We start from the raw sequence: 19,315 nt of genomic DNA on the forward strand, positions 1-19,315 counted from the left end.
TGCCCGCGCCGCGACGAACGGCGCGGCATGTTTCAGATGTCCACCGTCCGATGATTGAGGCGTTTGGCGGCGTACATCGCTTGGTCCGCATGCCGAAACAGTTGCTGTTCCTCGCTGCCATGCTCGGGATAGCGGGCCACGCCGATGCTTGGCTCGATGTGCAGGTTGTGGCCGTCCAGGCGCATCGGCTGGACCAGCACCTGTCGGATCTTTGCGGCCACGCTGTCGGCATCTTCGGCCGCTTGCACGCTGTGCAACAGCACGACGAATTCGTCGCCACCAATACGCGCCACGGTATCGGTATCGCGCACGCAGCCCTTGAGCCGATTCGCCACCGTTTGCAACAACATGTCGCCGACCGCGTGCCCGAACGTGTCGTTGACCTGCTTGAAGCGATCCAGATCGACGTACAGCAGCGCCATGTTGCCCGAGACCTCGCGGGCGCCAGCCAGCGCAGCCTTGAGCCGGTCTTTCAGCAGTTCGCGATTGGGCAACTGAGTCAACTGATCGTACTGCGCCATGCGCCGCAGCCGCGCGTGCAACTGCTGGCGTTCGATGGCGGTGGCGACCTGGGCGCAGACGTATTGCAGCAGTTCCTTGTCCTGTTCGGTGTAACGTTCACCACCCGGCAGGCTTTTGACGATCAGCGCGCCGATGGTGCCGTTTTTCGAGTTCAGCGGCACGCCGAGCCAGCACGGTGAGTCCTGCCCGGCCACCAGTGCGGCGAAATCAGGCGGTGAATCGGGGCTATCAGGTGTCAGCAGAATCGGCTGGCCGCTGCGGATGACTTCCGCACACAGGCGTCCGGTGACAGTGCCCGGTTGCTCGGGCTGCAATTCGTGATCGTCGACGTGATAAGGAAAATTCAGCTGCGCGCAGTGTTCGTCGTACAGCGCCACGGAGAAGTTCAGCGCCGGCAACCACTCGCCGATGATCAGGTGAATACGCTTGAACAGCGCCAGCAGGTCTTCGGCGACATGCGCCGCTTCGGAAATCGCATACAACGCCGCCTGTCGCGATTCGGCCTGCTTGCGCTCGGTGATGTCGCGGGCCACGGCGATGCGCAGCTGATCGACCTCGGACCAACGCGCCGACCACAGAATGTGCGCGATGCGGCCGTCCTTGCGCACGTAGCGGTTTTCAAAGTTGTGTTTGGGTTCGCCGCCCATGATGTCGTGGGCCGCTGCAAGGGTGCGCTGACGGTCGGCCGGGTGCACCAGCTCGATCATCGCCTGGCCGATCAACTCGTCTGGCGTGTAACCAAAAATACGCTCGCAGGCGGCGCTGACAAAAACAAAACGGCCCTGCTTGTCCACTGCACAGACGGCGTCCAGCAACAGGTCCATATAACTCGCCAGCGGCGCGGAATTTCGGCTTTCCATGGTTCAGCGTGGGTGTCCGGGCAATGCAGCAATGATCCACCATCCCTGACCTTTTGATCGCGCATCCATGCTTCCAGCGTCAAGCCTTGTTCGGCAGCAATCCCGGCAGCGCATGCACCAGCGCATTGATCGCAAAACCGATGAACATCACACCACAGAGGCGGGTGATCATCAGTTCATGACGTTGATACAGCGTACGCACCCGCCGGGCACCGACAACGCCAATCAGAATAGCGTAGGCCAGCAAACCGCCGAAAAAGCTCAAGGCGATCAGCGCCGGCAGCATCGACCAATTGAGCAGTTCGGCGCGGCTCGACAGCAACGCGGTAAACGTCGCGACCGCCACCGGGTAAGCCTTGGGATTGGTCAGGCCGAACAGGATGCCGTGCCAGAACGGCTGACGCGCCGCGCCCTGGGGCTGATCATCGCTGCGCCGTTTGGCCCGCACTGCACGCCAGCCGAGCCAGAACAGGTACAAACCGCTGAGCACGCCGAGCACATCAAACGCGGTGCTGCCGATTTCCCGGGCGCCGACAATCGCAATCAACGCGGTACTGCACCAGACCACATCACCGAGCAGGTGCCCACAGAGAAAACCTGCCCCGGCCCGCCGCCCGTGCGCCGCGCCGATGCCGAACACCGCCAGCACGCCCGGCCCCGGCGTGATGCCATAGATAAAACCCGAGGCCAGAACGGCCATAAGCAACGATGGAGTCATGGAAAACCTGCAAGGCGCCAGTACACGTGGTGGCCAGTCTATATCAGGCCAATGTGTCTGTTCACGACTCGTCGTAAAAACGCATGCCGGCGTACGGTTTCAACCGACACGCGGCCAGTCGCGATGCCAGACCGCCAACGTGGGCTTCGAGCTTGTGCCCGTCCGGGTCCAGGAAGTAGAACGACGCACCTTCGCTGCGGTTGTCGCGCCATTCCCGCACGTTGACCGTTTTCAGCTTTTGCACGAACGGCAGGAAATCCGCCTGATCAAGGCTGAATGCGTAATGGGTGTAGTCGACGGATGGCTCGCCAGCGCGCTGCGCGTCCAGCGACAGGCACAACCACAGCCCCGGCAACGACAGATAGGCACCGGTGTCCCACGTGGCCTCGACGCGCAGATTCAGCACCTCGCGGTAGAACGCCAGGCTGCGGGGCAAGTCGCTGACGGCGAGGGTCAGGTGATTGAGGCCGGTGAGCATGGGTCAGTAACCTCTGAGGTCTTCAGGAACGATGTACTGCTGGCCATCGTAAGTCAGGGTGATCTGTTTTTTCTTCAGCTCGGTGGTGTTCGAAACGCACTGACCTGCGGACTGGGTGTTTTTCATTTTGCTGCCGCTGGTGGTGACGATCAGATCGGCGAAGCCATTGTGGCTTGATGGAGCGATCTCGAGCGTTCGGCGGATTTTTTTGCTGTAGCCCTCGCAGTTATTCACGAACTCACCGTTGTCCTTGAAGACCACCAGGCCCTCAAGCACCGGGCGCAAGCTGTCACCCTCGCGCACATACAGCGCCAGATCGGTTTTCTCGTAGGGAATGGCATGAGAACTGTGCACGAATTTCGCTCGCAGCCCAAACGCGCGGATATCCGGCGTCAGGCGGTAGCGCGCCGTATCGATGCGCACATCGTCAAGACGCACGGCATCCGAGTTGTAGGCGCCCGGCTTATGGTAAGTAGCGATGGGTTTGGCGTTGCTGGCATTGAGGAGCGCCAGGTCCAGGTCGAACGCCCCGGCATCGTCGCCGCCGGAATCGGCCAGGTAGGTGGATTTGACCGAAATCGCCTGACTCGGGAACGCCGGCCAGACGTTGCAGCGCGACATGGATTTGCCGTCGAAACTCTTGGTGGTGCAGGCGGCTTGGGCGTGGGTGGTGATGGCCAGCAATGCGAAAGCCATGAGGAAAGTGTTTCTGCAGGTCATGTTTCTTCCTTGATAAAAGTCGGGTGCGCTGTTGTTAGACGAATGGCAGGCGGGTCCAAGTATGACGCTGTAGTATGTTGCACTACAAATCACTACCCCGAGACCATCATGTCCGTCATGTCTTTGCGTCTTCCCGATGAAATTGCCGACACCCTCGCCAACCTCGCCAAGGCGACCGGGCGTAGCAAGTCGTATTTGGCCGTGGATGCCCTTCGCGAGTACCTCGCGCGGGAAGCCTGGCAAATCGAGGAAATCCAGCAAGCGCTGAAAGAAGCCGACGCCGGCGATTTCGCGTCTGCCGATGAAGTCAGGGCCGTCGCCAACAAGTGGAATGCCAATGCGCGTTGAGTGGCTCCGTACCGCGCTAAAAAATCTTGATGACGAGGCTGCTTACATCGCGATTGAAAATCCGAAAGCTGCTTCAGAGTTCGTCCAGGCCATTCTCGACTGCGTCGATCATCTCGCGCGCTTTCCTGCTTCCGGACGCGAGGGGCGTCTGGCAGGAACAAGAGAATGGGTGCTACCTGATCGCCCCTATCTGATTCCATACCGGGTTCGTCAGGGCCGACTCCAGGTTCTGCGCATATTCCATACTCGCCGGCTTCCTCCCAGCATGTAGTAATGGATACTCAAGTATCACGCCTCATCCCCTCCTCAATCCTGCGATTCAACCAGTTCAACGCCTGATCCGCACCCCGGCGCCTATGCCACGCCAGCACAAACGTGAACGGCGCGATCTCGAACGGGGGCGGCAACACGATCAATTCCTGCTGATCAATCTCACGCACACTGCGCGACGACACGGTGAGAATCAAATCCGTACCGCTGATCAACTGGGGAGCGACGTTCCAGTGCGGCAGGCTGATGGCGACGCGGCGGCGCTCGCGCAGTGAGGTCAATGCCCGTTCGATTTCCGGAGTGCCGCTGCCGCGCATTTCCAGCAGAACGTGCGGGCGCGACAGGTAGGTCGGTAAATCCAGAACCCCGTCGGCCGACAAGCTGCGGCGATCCAGCAGGCAGACGTAGCGCTCTTCGAACAGCACGCTGCTGCGTAATTCGTTGGGCATTTCCGGGAACACCCCGGCAGCCACGTCGATGTCACCGTTGAGCACACCTTCCAGCATGCCCTCGCGGCTGGCGTGGCTGATTTGCAGGTCGATGCCCGGGGCTTCGCGGCGCAGGGTGCGGATCAATCCGGGCAGGATGATCGCCGCGCCATAGTCTGACATCGCCACGCGAAAGGTCCGCCGCGCAGTGGCCGGATCGAAAGTATTGGGCGCCAGCAGCGACTGCACCTGAGCCAGCGCTTCGGTCAGTGGCGCGACCAGCTCCAGCGCCCGCGCCGTGGGCACCAGGGTCGAACCGGCGCGCACCAGCAGCGGATCGCCGAGTAAGTCGCGCAGACGCGCCAGGGCATGGCTGACTGCGGGTTGGCTCAAGTGCAGCCGCTCGGCGGCGCGGGTGACGTGTTGCTCGCTGAGCAAGGCGTCGAGGATCACCAGCAGGTTCAGATCGATACGGCGCAGATCATTCATCTTGTGCATGTTCTGGATGACAAAACGGAATTTAAATCTGCGCGACGAATACCTTAGAGTCCAGCAAAACCTGTTGGAGAGTGATCATGAGTACGTTGCAGTGGGCCGGCCTGTTGCTGCTGGCCGCGTTTGCCGGGGCGGTGGTGCCGTTCCAGAGCGCGATCAACAGTAATCTGGCGCGGGGGCTGGGGCATCCGTTATGGGCCACGCTGGCGTCGCTGCTGGTCAGCGTGTTGCTGTTATTGCCGGTGATTCTGGCGTTGCGCCTGCCGCTGCCGTCGCTGGGCTTTATCAGCAAGGCGCCGCTGTGGATGTGGGCCGGGGGTGCATTTGGCGTGTGTTTTGTGGCGCTGGCAGTGATGTTGCTGCCGAAGCTGGGGGCGTCGGGGTTTGTTGCGCTGGCGCTGGCCGGGCAGGTGATCGCGTCGATGGTGCTGGACCACTTCGGGTTGTTTGGGCTGGTGGAGAAACAGCTGACGGTGTCGCGGCTGTTGGGGGCGTTGTTGCTGATTGGCGGGGTGGTGTTGATTCAGTTCGGCGGGGTGTTTGAGAGCAATGGAGTGGCTGTTGACTGAGGTTATGAATCCATGATTTTTCAGTGTCTGGAAGTCAGTCTTCGCGAGCAGGCTCGCTCCCACATGTGACCGCATTCTACTGACGAAATGCGAACAACTGTGGGAGCGAGCCTGCTCGCGAAGGCGTCATTGCAGACGCCTACAACTTCAATACTTGTCGAGCGTACGCAGTTTCTGCGGCAAGCCCCACAACAGCAACGCGGCGGCAATCAGTGCTGCCACACCAATCACATACAACGCCGGTGTCGTGCTGCCAGTCAGGTCCTTGATTCGCCCGACCATCACCGGGCTGACAATGCCGCCGAATTGCCCGAGCGTATTGATCACTGCAATTCCCCCTGCCGCGCCGGCGCCAGCGCCGGCCAGCAACTTCGGCGGCAGGGTCCAGAAGCTTGGAATCGAAGCAATGATGCCGGCGCCCAGCAAGCCGAGCGCGACGATCAGGAACGTCGTGTGGCTGGCGAAAATCCCGGCGCTGAAGAAACCGATCGCACCGACGATCACCAGGCCTGCGACAAACTTGCGCCGCTCACCGGTAGCGTCTGAAAGGCGTCCGATCACCACCATGCTGATCGCACCGCAAACATAGGGAATGGCCGTCAGCAGACCGATCATCACCGGGCTCTCGGTACCCGCGCTGCGGATCAGTTGCGGCGCCCAGAAATTCAAGCCGTAGGACGCTACCTGGATCAGGAAGTAGATCAGGCCCAAGGTCAGAAACCCCGGAATCTTCAACGCCGCCAGCAACGAACCGCCGCCCAAGTGCGGTTCATGCTGGGCGATGCGGCTGGACAGCAGCTTCTTCTCGTCCGCGGTCAGCCAATGAGCATCTTCGATACGATCCTTGAGCAACATCAGCACCAGAAAACCGAGGCCGATACATGGCACGCCACCGAGCAGGAACAGCCAGTGCCAACCACGCAATTGCATCATGCCATCGAGGTGTTCCAGCACCAGACCGGAGAACGGCGCGCCGACCAGACCGGCAAACGCCGAAGCGAGAAACAACATCGACGTGATGCGCCCACGGAAGTGCTGCGGAAACCACAGCGTCAGGTAATACAGCACACCCGGCGCAAAACCGGCTTCCATCGCGCCGATCACGAAACGCAACGCGTAGAACTGCCATTCGCTGTTGACGAAGACCATTGCCGCCGTTGCCACACCCCAGGACATCATGATTCGTGCAATCCAGCGCCGCGCGCCAACCTTGTACAGCATCATGTTGCTCGGCACCTCGAACAGCACGTAACCGACCACGAACAGGCCTGCGCCGAGGCCATAAGCGGTGTCGCTCAAACTCAGGTCGGCCTGTAACTGGAACTTGGCGAAGCTGATGTTGATGCGGTCGAAAAAAGCGAACAGGTAGCAGACCATGATCAGCGGCATCAGGCGCCAGGCGACTTTGCTGACCAGGGCTTTTTCGGCATCGTTATCGACGGACGAACGAGCGTCCGCCTCCATTACATTGAGGCTCATAGGGTTTCTCCAGGCGGACTGCCGGTGGGCGTCCGATTGTTTTTGTTGTCTGGTCTGAGTTTTAAACTGTAGGAGTGAGCCTGCTCGCGATACTGGTGTGTCAGGCAACATAGGCGGCGGTTGATACAACGCTATCGCGAGCAGGCTCACTCCTACAAAAGGGATTTGTGGATTCAGGTGGGGATCGGGTGCAGGTCGCAATTACGGCCGGCCTTGGCCAGTTGGCCGGGGACTTCGTGGCCCAGCAGGTCCGGCAAACCTCGGGACAGCTTCAGCAGCAACGGCAAGTCGATACCGGTGTAAATGCCGACTTCATCGCACAGGTTCACCAGGTCTTCAGTGCAGATATTGCCCGACGCACCCGGGGCAAACGGGCAGCCGCCGAGGCCACCCAGCGCCGCATCGAAACGTCGCGCACCGGCCTCATAGGCCGCCAGCACATTGCACAACCCCAGACCTCGGGTGTTATGGAAATGCAGGGTCAGATCCATCGGCGAAACCCGCTGCAAGACTCGGCGCACCAGTCGCTCCACCTGTCGCGGATTGGCCATTCCAGTGGTGTCGGCGAGGGTGATGCCACGGATGCCGAGTTCCTGATAAGCCTCGACGATCTGCAGTACGCGGTCCTCGTCGATCCTGCCTTCGAAAGGGCAACCGAAGGTGGTGGCGATGCTGCCATTGAGTTGCACATCGGAGCCGATGGTGAATGCGACAATATCGCCGAACGCCGCCAGCGAAGCCTCACAGCGCATGCGCATGTTGGCCAGGTTGTGCGTCTGGCTGGCGGACATCACCAGATTCAGCTCATCGACGCCTGCTTCCAGTGCGCGCTGCGCGCCTTTGAGGTTGGGGATCAGTGCAACGTAAATAACCCCCGCCTGACGCTGAATGCCGGTGAAGACTTGTTCGCCGTCACGCAATGCCGGAATGGCACTTGGCGACACGAATGAACCCGCCTCGATGCGGCTGAACCCGGCCAGGGACAGTTGATTGATCAAGGCGATCTTGTCAGCGGTTTCCACCCATGTCGGCTCGATCTGCAACCCGTCGCGTGGCGACACTTCCTGGACTATCAGGGTTTGCGAATAGTCAGAGATCATTGCACCACCCCTTGGCGTTTCAGGCGCTGAATATCGAGTTCAGTCAGACCGAGGCCAGCCAGAACAGTATCTGTGTGCTGGCCGAGTCTGGGGCCCGACCAGTTCACCTCGCCGGGGGTTTCCGAGAGCTTCGGCACGATGCCCGGCATCTTCACCGTGGCGCCACCGGGAAGCTCGGCGTGGAGCAACATGTCCCGCGCCTGATAATGCGGATCTGCCACAATGTCGGCCACGGAATAGATGCGCCCTGCGGGGACTTCGGCGGCTTCAAGCGCCGCCAGTACATCGTCTATCGGCAGGCTGCTGGTCCAGTGGGTGATGGCCGCGTCAAGCAAACCGCTCTTCACCGCACGACCGTCGTTGTGGGCGAATTCCTCGGCATCGGCCAGGTCATCGCGGCCGATGGTGCGCATCAGCCGCTTGTAGATCGGGTCACTGTTGCCGGCGATCACCACGTAGGCACCATCAGACGTCAGGTAGGTATTGGACGGAGCAATCCCGGGCAAGGCGCCGCCGCTGCGTTCACGGACATGCCCGAGCATGTCGTATTCCGGAACCAGACTTTCCATGACGTTGAACACGCTTTCGGCCAGCGAGACATCGACCACTTGCCCACCACCCTGCCCCGTCTTGACCACCAGCAACGCCATCAGCGCGCCGATTACCGCGTGCAGCGAGGCCAGCGAATCGCCGAGGCTGACCCCTACCCGCGCCGGTGGCGAGCCGGGTGTACCGGTGGTATAGCGGATGCCGCCCATCGCTTCGCCGATTGCACCGAAACCGGGGCGATCGCGATACGGGCCGGTCTGGCCGTAGCCGGAAATGCGCACCAGGGTCAGATTGGCATTCAGCGCGTGTAGGACGTCCCAGCCCAGACCGAGTTTCTCCAGTGCGCCGGGGCGCAGGTTTTCGATGATCACATCGGCGTCGCTGGCCAGTTGCTTGACCAGTTCGATGCCTTCGGCGGACTTGAGGTTGAGTGCCAGGGATTTCTTGTTGCGCGATTGCAGGTACCACCACAGCGAGGTGCCTTCGTGCAGCTTGCGCCATTTGCGCAGCGGATCGCCCTGACCCAGGGTTTCGATCTTGATCACTTCGGCGCCGAATTCGGCAAACATGCGCGCGGCAAAGGGGGCGGCGATCAGGGTGCCGATCTCAATCACTTTGATCGCACTCAAGGGGGCAGTCATCGCGAGTTACCTCTTGTTCTTGGAATAGTCAGCCAAGGCTAGAGGACGTGGAACGAAGCAATCCAGCCTTCTCTCGGCAATGACCGTTCTCGAAACACGAACGCTCGCAACGCATGTGGTGGATTCAAAGCCGCCTTCGCGAGCAAGCTCGCTACCACAGGTTTTTGTGGTGCATTCAAATTGTTTGGCTGCCATCAACCCCTGTGGGAGCGGGCTTGCTCACGAAGAGGCCTGAACATTCACGGGAAATCTAAGAGCGCTGCCCACGCAAATGCTCGAATAACATCCGGCTCACCGGCGACAACCCCGCCTCATCGCGCACCACCACGATCAACGCACGATCCGACCACGCATCCGTCAACGGTACCGCGTGCAGCCCCATCGCCTGGCCAAACAGCTCATAGGCGCGCTGCGGCAGAATACCAATGCCCATATTGGCCTGGACCATCCGGCACACCGCGTCGAACCCCGGTACATGAATACGAATGCGCAGCACCTTGCCAGCCTGACGCGCCGCCGCGTGGGTGCGCATGTTGATCGAGCTGGCCGCGTGCAGACCGACATAATCGCTGTCCAGCGTTTCGCTGAACGCCACCGACGCGCGGGTAGCCAATGGATGTTCCGGCAGCATCACCACCACCAGTCTGTCCTGTCGGTACACCACGCTGTGCAGGCTTTTGATATCACTGTCACTGGAACAGATGCCAAGATCCGCAACCCCATCGAGCACGCCTTGAATCACCCCGGCGCTGGGCCGCTCTTCAAGATCGGTCTTGACCTGTGGATGCTGTGCGGAGAAATCGCGCAAATCTTCGGGCAGGAATTGAATGATCGCCGAAAGGTTCGCCAGCATGCGCACATAACCGCGCACGCCATGGCTGTGCTCGCCCAATTCGAGACCCATTTTCTCGACGTTGAACAGCATCTGCCGAGCATGGTGCAGCAGTGTTTCGCCGGCCGCCGTCAGTGTCATGCCCTTGGCCTGACGCACAAACAGACTGATGCCCAGCGCCTCCTCCAATTCCATCAGGCGCTTGCTGGCCGCCGATACCGCGATGGCTTCGCGCGAGGCCGCACGGGTCAGCGTGCCCTCTTCGTGCACGGCGACAAACAGTTGCAGGGTGATCAGGTCGAGGCGGCGAATCAGGCTTTTTTGCAGCATGTGGGACTCGGCGGAGGTGGTGCGAACGAGCGTTGAGCATACCGCCGTTCGCCACCGCCGTGCCGGCTTCAAAACGCGTTACGGAAAATCTCCTCGATCTGCCGCTGATCCGCCGCCCGTGGATTAGTCAGGCCACACGCGTCTTTCAGGGCATTGGTGGCGAGCACCGGGATGTCGCTGAGCTTGGCGCCAAGTTCACGCAGGCCACCCGGAATATCGACATCCCTGGCCAGGCAACGGATCGCGTTGATCGCCGCCTGAGCGCCCTCTTCCGGACTGAAACCACGAATGTCCGCGCCCATCGCATGGGCCACGTCAGTCAGGCGTTCGGCGCAGACCAGCGCGTTGAAGGTCTGCACATGCGGCAGCAACACCGCGTTGCACACACCATGCGGCAAGTCGTAGAAACCGCCCAACTGGTGCGCCATCGCATGTACGTAGCCGAGCGACGCGTTGTTGAACGCCATGCCGGCAAGGAACTGCGCATAGGCCATGTTCTCCCGCGCCGCGAGGTCGCTGCCGTCGCGCACGGCCAGGCGCAGGTTGTTGCTGATCAGGGTCATGGCCTTCAGTGCGCAGGCGTCGGTGATCGGGTTGGCGGCGGTCGAGACGTAGGCTTCGATGGCGTGGGTCAACGCGTCCATGCCGGTGGCGGCGGTCAGGCTTTTCGGCATCGCAACCATCAGTGCCGGGTCGTTGACCGACAGCAGCGGCGTGACGTTGCGGTCGACGATGGCCATTTTCACGTGGCGTGATTCGTCGGTGATGATGCAGAAACGGGTCATCTCGCTGGCGGTGCCGGCGGTGGTGTTGATGGCGATCAGCGGCAGTTGCGGCTTGCTCGATTGATCGACGCCTTCGTAGTCGCGGATCTGTCCGCCGTTGGTCGCGCACAAGGCGATACCCTTGGCGCAGTCATGGGGCGAACCGCCGCCCAGCGACACCACGAAATCGCAGTGACTTTCCTTGAGCAGTCCCAACCCGGACTCGACGTTGGCAATGCTCGGGTTCGGTTTGGCCCCGTCGAAAATCACCGAGTCGATGTCCTGCATCGCCAGCTTTTCGGCAAGCATGGTCGCCACACCGGCCTTGGCCAGCCCCGCGTCGGTGACAATCAGCGCCTTGCGAAAACCATAATTGCGGATCGCAACCATGGCCTCGTCCAGGCATCCGTTGCCCATGATGTTTACGGCCGGAATGAAAAAGGTGCTGCTCATGCGCGTCTCCTGACTGGGGCCGAATCGACTGCTCCGATACGGCGGATGCACACAGGATCGACCGATCGGTCACCACCGATGTTGATCTGGCTCAATGCTCGCTCGTGATAAAGTCGCCGCCCATCTGCCCCTTGTTTTGAGACTTCCTACGCAATGACCGATTTTCTGGATGTCGACGCCACCCTCGAAGACTGGAGCGCCCTGCGCGCCACCGCTGACTTCAATGGTCTGCTGGTGGGCAATGGCGCCAGCCGTGCGGTGTGGGACGATTTCGGCTACGACTCGCTGTTCGAAAACGCGCGCACGGTAGAAGAAAAACCGCTGAGCCCGTCGGAACTGAGCGTGTTCGACGCCCTGCAGACGCGCAGCTTCGAGCAGGTGCTCGGCGCGCTGAAAACCACCAGCCGGGTCAACAAGGCACTGGCCGTCAGCTCGGCCGCACCGCGCAATCGCTACTACGCGATCAAGGAAGCGCTGATCAACACCGTGCACGCCGTGCACATCCCGTGGCGGCTGGTGCAGGCCTCGACGCTGGCGACGCTGAATGAAGAACTGGCGCGCTATCGCACGGTGTTCACCAGCAATTACGACCTGCTCAACTACTGGGCGCTGCAACACAACAGCGAGGCCATCGACGATCTGTTCAATGGCCCCAATGCCAGTTTCGACCTGAGCGAAAGTGCCACGGCCAAACCGCGTTTGCTGTACCTGCACGGTGGCCTGCACCTGGTGCGCAATCAGGACGGCACTGCACGCAAACTGACTTCGACCGAAGGTACCCTGCTCGGCAGTTTTGCGATCAACAACACGATCAAGACCCTGGATGACGTGCCGCTGTTCGTCACCGAAGGGCCGAGCGCGGACAAACTCAAGACCATCCGCAGCTCGGATTATCTGTCGTTCTGCTACGAGCAGTTATTGGGTCATGACGACAGTCTGTGCATCTTCGGCCAGGCCTTGGGCGAGCAGGATGCACACATCATTCGGGCCTTGCGGTTGGCAAAGCCAAAGACCGTGGCAATCTCGATTTATCCGCGCAGTGCGGCGTTCATCCAGCATCAGAAGCGCCATTACGCCAAGGTGTTCGAAGGGACCGGGGTTGAGTTGCGGTTCTTTGATTCGAAGACGCATGCGTTGGGCAGTCCGAAGTTGTCGGTGCCTGTCGAGGTTTGATGCAGACCTGACTGACACCTTCGCAAGCGAGCCTGCTCCGGGCGGCGTTCCGACGCAGCTTTCGGGGTCGGCTCATTCTTCCGAGCTGTGCACCACCACCAGCAACTGCGCCTGCACCTCGCCCACCGACCTGATCCGGTGCGGCTTTTGCGCATTGAAGTGCAGCGCATCGCCGCGCTCCAGCAGCACCCGCTCGTTCATGAAGTCCACTTCCACCTGCCCTTCGTGAACGAACAGAAACTCCTCGCCCAAATGCTCCTTGAACGTCTTGTCGGTGAATTCGCTCGGCGGATAGATGATGAACGGCAGCAGGTTGCGTTCGCTGACCTGATGCGCCAGCACCGCGTACCCGGGGCTCTGGTCATTGGCCGCCAGTGACTGGCGTTCGTGGCTGCGCACCAGGCTGTAGCTGTCGAGGCTGACGTTGTCTTCGGAGAACAACTCCTCGACCTTCACGTTCAGCGCTTTCGCCAGTTTCAACGCCGCAGCGATCGACGGGGTATTCAACCCGCGTTCGACTTTCGACAGGTAACTCTTGGTCATGCCGGATTTTTCGGCCAACGCCTCAAGGGTTACGCCAAGTTTTTTTCTCAATAATTTCAAACGGATAGACATGCGCAGCGGTTATTCCATCAAGGAAGCGACGATTTATGCTTGCTTATGACACTTTGTGTCATATAGGCTCTTTAGTGTCATTTGCAATCACCCAAAGGACACAGACATGGCCAAGACATTAGCACTACCCAAAGAACAACTGGTCAAGCAAGCGCTGACCCAGATGCAAAAAAGCCTGGCGGATAATACGTGGACCGATCGGCAAAAGCTGGCATTGACTTGCCGGATTCTGTTCGAAAGCGGGCATGACTCCGGTCTGGCCGGACAAATCACCGCCCGTGGCCCGCAACCCGGCACCTATTACACTCAACAACTGGGCCTGGGTTTCGATGAAATCACCGCGAGCAATCTGCTGCTGGTCAACGAAGACCTCGAAGTGCTCGAAGGTCACGGCATGGCCAACCCGGCCAACCGTTTCCACAGCTGGGTCTACCGCGCCCGACCGGACGTGAACTGCATCATTCACACCCACCCGACGCACATTGCCGCGCTGTCGATGCTGGAAGTGCCACTGCAGATTTCCCACATGGACCTATGCCCGCTGTACGACGATTGCGCGTTTCTCGAAGGCTGGCCAGGGGTACCGGTGGGTAACGAGGAAGGCGAACTGATCGCCGGTGCGCTGGGCGACAAACGCGCGATTCTGCTCTCGCACCACGGCCAGCTGTCGACCGGTACCACGATCGAAGAGGCCTGTGTCATCGCCCAACTGATCGAGCGCGCCGCCAAGTTGCAATTGCTGGCGATGGCTGCCGGCACGATCAAACCGATCATTCCGGCGCTGGGTCGCGAGGCTCATGACTGGGTGTCGAAACCCAAACGCCACGCCGCCGCTTTCAACTACTACGCTCGGCAGAACCTGCGCCAACACGCCGATTGCCTGAACTGATTTCACCTTTCACGGAGACTCAACATGCCCAACATTCACGGCATTATCGGCTACACCATCACCCCGTTCGGCGCCAATGGCGAAGGCCTGGATCTGCCGGCCCTCGGTAAGTCCATCGATCGCCTGATCGACAGCGGCGTCCACGCCATCGCCCCGCTCGGCAGCACCGGCGAAGGTGCCTACCTGAGTGACGCCGAGTGGGATCAGGTCGCCGAGTTCAGCCTAAAGCACGTCGCCAAACGGGTGCCGACCATCGTCAGCGTATCCGACCTGACCACCGCCAAAGCCGCACGCCGCGCGCGCTTCGCCGAAGCTCACGGTGCCGACGTGGTGATGGTGCTGCCGGCCTCGTACTGGAAGCTCACCGAGGCGGAAATCCTTGCCCACTACCGCGCGATCGGCGACAGCATCGGCGTGCCGATCATGCTCTACAACAACCCGGCCACCAGTGGCACGGACATGTCGGTGGAGCTGATTCTGCGCATCGTCAACGGCGTAGAAAACGTCACCATGGTCAAGGAGAGTACCGGCGACATTCAGCGCATGCACAAGCTGCAATTGCTCGGCGACGGCCAGGTGCCGTTCTACAACGGCTGCAATCCGCTGGCACTGGAAGCGTTTGCCGCCGGGGCCAAGGGCTGGTGCACCGCCGCGCCGAACCTGATCCCGCAGCTGAATCTGGACTTGTACGCGGCCGCGCTGGCCGGTGACCTGGAACGGGCGCGCGAGCTGTTCTATCGCCAGCTGCCACTGCTGGACTTCATCCTCAAGGGCGGTTTGCCGGCGACGATCAAGGCTGGATTGCGTGAGACAGGGCTGGAGGTTGGTGATCCACGGTTGCCAGTGTTCCCGTTGAGCGAGGCTGGGCAAGGCCAGCTACAGGCAATCCTCAAGACCCTGCGCTGATCATCAGGCAATACACAAAACCCAATGTGGGAGCGGGCTTGCTCGCGAAAGCGGTTTATCAGTCAACGAAAATGTTGAAGGTAACGCCGCCTTCGCGAGCAAGCCCGCTCCCCCATTTTTGATTTTCGGTGTTCTTCAGAGCACCGGCAACGTCTTGTCCTTGATCACTTTGCTCGGCCCGTTGGCCTTGACGCTGGCAATGCCTTTGGCGCATGCGGCGTCTGTGGAGTACGACTCGCTGCTGCCGATGATCTGGTGGTTGGCAGCCTTCAGATTGAAGTACGGATGGCCATCCTTGGTGGTCTTTTTCTCGTAACGTTCATCCAGCGGGCTGTTGGTCTGCACCGAGGCAATGCCGTTGTCGGCTGCCGCGCGGGTGGTGTAGAGCTCGCTGGTGAGAATGGTTTCGGCGTTGGCAGCCTTCAGTACAAACCTGAACTGACCGTTGCTGCTTTTGCTCACTTCGTACCATCCGGACATGCTCGTTTCTCCTGGGCGTTTGAGAGGTTTCGCGCTTCAGAGTAAAGACCAGCTCCAGACGTCTGTCGCCTGTCCTGACCTCTTCGCGAGCAAGCCCGCTCCCACAGTTGAGCGCATCCCATTGGGAGAACCCGGCCGAATGTGGGAGCGGGCTTGCTCGCGAAGGGGTCGACTCGCAATCGGCTATTTCACCGCCGCCCGCACCACCGACAACTCCGGCGCACTCACCCGCCGCTGAGTCAGATACCGCGTGCAACTCACCCGCAAGAAGGAGGCAAAATTCACCACTTCCCCGCGATAATCCATCACCTCCTCATACAGCTTGGCGATCAGTTGATTGGTGGTCATACCATCGACTTCGGCGATTTCGCTGAGGATGTCCCAGAACTGGTTTTCCAGGCGCAGGGTCGTCACCACACCGCAGATGCGCAGCGAGCGCGAGCGTGATTCGTAGAGAATCGGATCGGCCTTGACGTAGAGCTCGCACATGGGCGAAACCTCGTTACAGGGTGATTTTGGTGCCCAGCAAGCCGAGGAAACCGGCCAGCCAGTTCGGATGCGCCGGCCATGCCGGTGCCGTGGCCAGATTGCCTTGAACATGGCCGTCCGTCACCGGAATGTCGATGTACGTACCACCCGCCAGGCGCACTTCCGGGGCGCAGGCCGGATAGGCGCTGCATTCGCGCCCTTCGAGAACGCCCGCCGCCGCCAGCAGTTGCGCGCCATGGCAGACCGCGGCAATCGGTTTGCCGGCCTTGTCGAAATCGCGCACCAGTGCCAGGACTTTTTCGTTCAGGCGCAAGTATTCCGGCGCGCGACCGCCCGGGATCAGCAGCGCGTCGTAGTCTGCCTCGGCGACCTTGGTGAAGTCGAAGTTGAGGGCGAACAGGTGACCGGGTTTCTCGCTGTAAGTCTGGTCACCTTCGAAGTCATGGATCGCGGTACGCACGGTCTTGCCGGCAGCCTTGTCCGGGCACACGGCATGCACGGTATGACCGACCATCTGCAGGGCCTGGAACGGCACCATCACTTCGTAGTCTTCGACGTAATCGCCGACCAGCATCAGGATTTTTTTCGCGGCCATGGGGAGGACTCCTCTGGGAAAGGGCTTGCAGGAGTATTCAAGGTAGACCTTATCCGCTCGGGCAGGTAACAACCGGCTACTACCGAGTTGACTTCATCGCGAGCAGGCTCACTCCTACAGGGGTATGCATTCCAACTGTAGGAGTGAGCCTGCTCGCGATGGTGCCCGCCAACTGTATGGATAAGTCTGTGCCTAGCTGTAGCAGCCCAAACCACCCGGTTTATGGCTAGATGAAGCCACCTTCCCTGCCACCTTCGTCTGGTTACCCATCATGTCTTCGCGCGAAAACACCGGCATGGCCCTGGGCCTGCTCGGGGTTGTGATTTTCAGCCTCACCCTGCCCTTCACCCGGATCGTGGTGCAGGAACTGCATCCGCTGCTCAATGGCCTCGGTCGGGCGTTGTTCGCGGCGATTCCGGCGGCGCTGCTGCTGTTGTGGCGCCGGGAAAAGTGGCCGACCTGGCAGCAGGTCAAAGGCCTGAGCCTGGTGATCGCCGGGGTGATCCTCGGGTTTCCGGTGCTGTCGGCATGGGCCATGCAGACCCTGCCGGCGTCTCACGGCGCATTGGTCAACGGTCTGCAGCCGCTGTGCGTGGCGCTGTATGCGGCGTGGCTGTCCCATGAACGCCCGTCGAAAGCCTTCTGGGCCTGCGCCGCGCTGGGCAGTGCGCTGGTGCTCGGTTACGCGTTGTACACCGGCGCCGGCAGCATTCAGGCCGGGGACTTGTTGATGCTCGGCGCGATTGCCGTGGGGGGGCTGGGGTATGCCGAGGGTGGCCGACTGGCGAAAGAGATGGGCGGCTGGCAGGTGATCTGCTGGGCGCTGGTGCTGTCGACGCCGCTGCTGATCGGACCGGTGTTGTACCTGGCGCTGCAGCATCAGGGTGCGGTGTCGGCCAAGACCTGGTGGGCCTTCGGCTACGTGGCACTGTTCTCGCAGTTTCTCGGGTTTTTCGCCTGGTACGCCGGGCTGGCAATGGGCGGGATCGCGCGGGTCAGTCAGATCCAGTTGCTGCAGATCTTCTTCACCATCGCGTTTTCGGCGCTGTTCTTTGGCGAACATGTGGAACCGATCACCTGGGTGTTTGCCTGTGGTGTGATCGCCACCGTGATGCTCGGCCGCAAGACCGCCATCAAACCCCATGTGGGAGCGAGCCTGCTCGCGAAGGGGCCGTAACAGCCGGCATCATCGTTGGCTGGCAGTCTGCCTTCGCGAGCAGGCTCGCTCCCACAAGGTCAGGCCAGGTAACCGTCGGCGCGCAGCAGGGTTTCCAGGCAGTGCTCACTGATGTTGTAGAACGCCTTCAACTCCTCAATCTTCACTAGCAACTGAGCCGGGTCTACCGGCTCGGCGCGCTTCACCGCAAGGATCATCTTGTTTTTGTTGGTGTGCTCCAGCGAGATGAACTCGAACACCTTGGTCTCATACCCGCAGGCCTCAAGGAACAGCGCACGCAGACTGTCGGTGACCATTTCCGCCTGCTGACCGAGGTGCAGACCGTATTGCAGCATCGGCTTGAGCAGCGCCGGGCTCTGAATCTGCAGGCGGATCTGTTTGTGGCAGCACGGCGAGCACATGATGATCGAGGCACCCGAACGAATGCCGGTGTGGATCGCGTAGTCGGTAGCGATGTCGCAGGCATGCAGGGCGATCATCACCTCCAGTTCGCTCGGCGCGACGCTGCGCACGTCACCGCACTTGAACACCAGCCCCGGGTGTTCCAGCTTCGCCGCAGCGGCGTTGCACAGGTTGACCATCTCTTCACGCAACTCGACGCCAGTGACTTCGCCTTCGGCCTGGAGCGTGTTGCGCAAGTAGTCGTGAATCGCGAACGTCAGGTAACCCTTGCCCGAACCGAAATCCGCCACGCGCACCGGTTTGTCCAGCGCCAGCGGTGACGAGGTCAGGGCGTGGCTGAAAACTTCGATGAACTTGTTGATCTGCTTCCACTTGCGCGACATTGCCGGGATCAACTCATGCTGCGCGTTGGTCACGCCCAAGTCCTTGAGGAACGGTCGGCTCAGGTCCAAAAAGCGGTTCTTCTCGCGGTTGTGCTCGGCAGACGGCGCTTCACGTAATTGCTGAGGTTTGCTCTTGAACAGCGAACTCTTGCCCTTTTTGCTGTATTCGAGCTGGGCTTCGTCGGTCACGGTCAGCAAATGCGCATTTTTGAACGCAGCCGGCAGCAGCTCGGCAATCACCGCCACGCCTTCGCTCAGCGGCAGGTTCTTGGTGATGTCGCGGGTCTTGTAGCGATAGACAAAGGACAGGTTGGGCTGAGCCTTCACCGTCACCGCCTTGACGATGATCCGCTGCAGATCAGCTTCTTCGCCCACGTACTTGGCCAGCACCAGCTTGATGAAGCCGCTCTGCTCGAGGCTGGTTTGCAGCAGCTCGATGAACTGGGCGTGGTGATCGGGCGCAGGCTTGATGGAAGGAGCAGTAACGGACATGGAAAAGCGGCCTCGGACGGGCGAAATCGGGAATGGCGGGTATTTTAGGGGGGAAGGGAGTTGGGGACACGCTCTTATTTACCCAACGGTGCAAACCGTGGCGTTTAACCTTGTGGTGAGGGGATTTATCCTCTCACCACAAGGAAACGGCTGTACCC

At 60.7% G+C, this 19,315-nt stretch carries 22 protein-coding genes; 7 read left to right on the plus strand and 15 right to left on the minus strand.

Features of this window, described 5'->3' with window-relative positions; translation table 11 throughout:
- Window positions 1-32: 32 nt before the first annotated feature.
- The 4 genes from U862_RS0112430 to U862_RS0112445 form a co-directional block, all read right to left on the minus strand.
- Window positions 33-1,382 carry a bifunctional diguanylate cyclase/phosphodiesterase gene (locus U862_RS0112430; RefSeq protein ID WP_025110697.1) on the minus strand — a complete coding sequence of 450 codons (1,350 nt, stop codon included), beginning with the start codon at window positions 1,380-1,382 and terminating at the stop codon, window positions 33-35.
- Window positions 1,383-1,461: 79 nt separating this feature from the next.
- Window positions 1,462-2,100, minus strand: coding sequence for a LysE family translocator (locus U862_RS0112435; protein WP_025110698.1), 639 nt, complete (start codon window positions 2,098-2,100; stop codon window positions 1,462-1,464).
- Window positions 2,101-2,161: 61 nt separating this feature from the next.
- Window positions 2,162-2,578, minus strand: a complete 417-nt coding sequence (fos, locus tag U862_RS0112440) for a fosfomycin resistance glutathione transferase (protein WP_025110699.1) — start codon at window positions 2,576-2,578, stop codon at window positions 2,162-2,164.
- Window positions 2,579-2,581: 3 nt separating this feature from the next.
- On the minus strand, window positions 2,582-3,298 hold the full coding sequence (locus U862_RS0112445; protein WP_025110700.1) for a hypothetical protein: 717 nt from the start codon (window positions 3,296-3,298) through the stop codon (window positions 2,582-2,584).
- A gap of 108 nt (window positions 3,299-3,406) precedes the next feature.
- Here U862_RS0112445 and U862_RS0112450 point away from each other — a divergent pair, with 108 nt between their 5' ends.
- Together U862_RS0112450 and U862_RS29595 are read left to right on the plus strand one after the other, a co-directional pair.
- On the plus strand, window positions 3,407-3,646 hold the full coding sequence (locus tag U862_RS0112450; RefSeq protein WP_025110701.1) for a CopG family ribbon-helix-helix protein: 240 nt from the start codon (window positions 3,407-3,409) through the stop codon (window positions 3,644-3,646).
- Window positions 3,636-3,917, plus strand: a complete 282-nt coding sequence (locus U862_RS29595) for a type II toxin-antitoxin system RelE/ParE family toxin (protein ID WP_081794878.1) — start codon at window positions 3,636-3,638, stop codon at window positions 3,915-3,917. Before U862_RS0112450 ends, U862_RS29595 begins: the two co-directional genes overlap by 11 nt.
- Window positions 3,918-3,927: 10 nt before the next feature.
- On the opposite strand, the gene U862_RS0112455 is transcribed toward U862_RS29595, so the two are convergent.
- Window positions 3,928-4,842, minus strand: a complete 915-nt coding sequence (locus U862_RS0112455; RefSeq protein ID WP_025110702.1) for a LysR family transcriptional regulator — start codon at window positions 4,840-4,842, stop codon at window positions 3,928-3,930.
- Between the two features lie 77 nt (window positions 4,843-4,919).
- On the opposite strand from U862_RS0112455, the gene U862_RS0112460 reads away from it, so the two are divergent.
- Complete coding sequence (locus U862_RS0112460) at window positions 4,920-5,408, plus strand: DMT family transporter (protein ID WP_025110703.1); 489 nt, start codon at window positions 4,920-4,922, stop codon at window positions 5,406-5,408.
- Window positions 5,409-5,555: 147 nt separating this feature from the next.
- Here the strand turns inward: U862_RS0112460 and U862_RS0112465 are convergent, their stop codons facing one another.
- From U862_RS0112465 to yiaY, 5 genes are all read right to left on the minus strand, one after another.
- Window positions 5,556-6,887, minus strand: coding sequence for an MFS transporter (locus U862_RS0112465; protein WP_025110704.1), 1,332 nt, complete (start codon window positions 6,885-6,887; stop codon window positions 5,556-5,558).
- A 173-nt stretch (window positions 6,888-7,060) separates the two neighbouring features.
- Complete coding sequence (locus tag U862_RS0112470; protein WP_025110705.1) at window positions 7,061-7,987, minus strand: hydroxymethylglutaryl-CoA lyase; 927 nt, start codon at window positions 7,985-7,987, stop codon at window positions 7,061-7,063.
- Window positions 7,984-9,177 carry a CaiB/BaiF CoA-transferase family protein gene (locus U862_RS0112475; RefSeq protein WP_025110706.1) on the minus strand — a complete coding sequence of 398 codons (1,194 nt, stop codon included), beginning with the start codon at window positions 9,175-9,177 and terminating at the stop codon, window positions 7,984-7,986. Before U862_RS0112475 ends, U862_RS0112470 begins: the two co-directional genes overlap by 4 nt.
- A gap of 250 nt (window positions 9,178-9,427) precedes the next feature.
- On the minus strand, window positions 9,428-10,339 hold the full coding sequence (locus U862_RS0112480) for a LysR family transcriptional regulator (protein ID WP_025110707.1): 912 nt from the start codon (window positions 10,337-10,339) through the stop codon (window positions 9,428-9,430).
- Window positions 10,340-10,407: 68 nt separating this feature from the next.
- The gene (yiaY, locus tag U862_RS0112485) at window positions 10,408-11,556 is read right to left on the minus strand and encodes an L-threonine dehydrogenase (protein ID WP_025110708.1); all 1,149 of its coding nucleotides are present in this window, start codon (window positions 11,554-11,556) and stop codon (window positions 10,408-10,410) included.
- 153 nt (window positions 11,557-11,709) lie between these two features.
- Here yiaY and U862_RS0112490 point away from each other — a divergent pair, with 153 nt between their 5' ends.
- A complete protein-coding gene (locus tag U862_RS0112490; protein ID WP_025110709.1) occupies window positions 11,710-12,729 on the plus strand; it encodes a DUF4917 family protein in 1,020 nt (339 codons plus the stop codon).
- A 72-nt stretch (window positions 12,730-12,801) separates the two neighbouring features.
- Here the strand turns inward: U862_RS0112490 and U862_RS0112495 are convergent, their stop codons facing one another.
- Window positions 12,802-13,344, minus strand: coding sequence for a helix-turn-helix domain-containing protein (locus U862_RS0112495; RefSeq protein ID WP_003222480.1), 543 nt, complete (start codon window positions 13,342-13,344; stop codon window positions 12,802-12,804).
- Window positions 13,345-13,450: 106 nt separating this feature from the next.
- Here U862_RS0112495 and U862_RS0112500 point away from each other — a divergent pair, with 106 nt between their 5' ends.
- Both U862_RS0112500 and U862_RS0112505 read left to right on the plus strand, forming a co-directional pair.
- Entirely contained in the window at window positions 13,451-14,233 is a 783-nt protein-coding gene (locus tag U862_RS0112500; protein ID WP_025110710.1) for an aldolase, read from the plus strand.
- 24 nt (window positions 14,234-14,257) lie between these two features.
- Window positions 14,258-15,139: a dihydrodipicolinate synthase family protein gene (locus tag U862_RS0112505; protein WP_025110711.1), complete on the plus strand. Its 882-nt coding sequence runs from the start codon at window positions 14,258-14,260 to the stop codon at window positions 15,137-15,139.
- A 135-nt stretch (window positions 15,140-15,274) separates the two neighbouring features.
- Here the strand turns inward: U862_RS0112505 and U862_RS0112510 are convergent, their stop codons facing one another.
- From U862_RS0112510 to U862_RS0112520, 3 genes are all read right to left on the minus strand, one after another.
- Complete coding sequence (locus tag U862_RS0112510; protein WP_025110712.1) at window positions 15,275-15,619, minus strand: YegP family protein; 345 nt, start codon at window positions 15,617-15,619, stop codon at window positions 15,275-15,277.
- 183 nt (window positions 15,620-15,802) lie between these two features.
- A complete protein-coding gene (locus tag U862_RS0112515) occupies window positions 15,803-16,108 on the minus strand; it encodes a ribbon-helix-helix domain-containing protein (RefSeq protein WP_025110713.1) in 306 nt (101 codons plus the stop codon).
- Window positions 16,109-16,121: 13 nt separating this feature from the next.
- The gene (locus tag U862_RS0112520) at window positions 16,122-16,703 is read right to left on the minus strand and encodes a DJ-1/PfpI family protein (RefSeq protein ID WP_025110714.1); all 582 of its coding nucleotides are present in this window, start codon (window positions 16,701-16,703) and stop codon (window positions 16,122-16,124) included.
- Between the two features lie 271 nt (window positions 16,704-16,974).
- Here U862_RS0112520 and U862_RS0112525 point away from each other — a divergent pair, with 271 nt between their 5' ends.
- On the plus strand, window positions 16,975-17,880 hold the full coding sequence (locus U862_RS0112525) for a DMT family transporter (RefSeq protein ID WP_025110715.1): 906 nt from the start codon (window positions 16,975-16,977) through the stop codon (window positions 17,878-17,880).
- Between the two features lie 59 nt (window positions 17,881-17,939).
- Here the strand turns inward: U862_RS0112525 and U862_RS0112530 are convergent, their stop codons facing one another.
- Complete coding sequence (locus tag U862_RS0112530) at window positions 17,940-19,157, minus strand: SAM-dependent methyltransferase (RefSeq protein ID WP_025110716.1); 1,218 nt, start codon at window positions 19,155-19,157, stop codon at window positions 17,940-17,942.
- Window positions 19,158-19,315 lie beyond the last annotated feature (158 nt).

Origin of the sequence: Pseudomonas sp. H1h, from assembly GCF_000633255.1 — a bacterium.
Taxonomy (GTDB): Bacteria; Pseudomonadota; Gammaproteobacteria; order Pseudomonadales; family Pseudomonadaceae; genus Aquipseudomonas.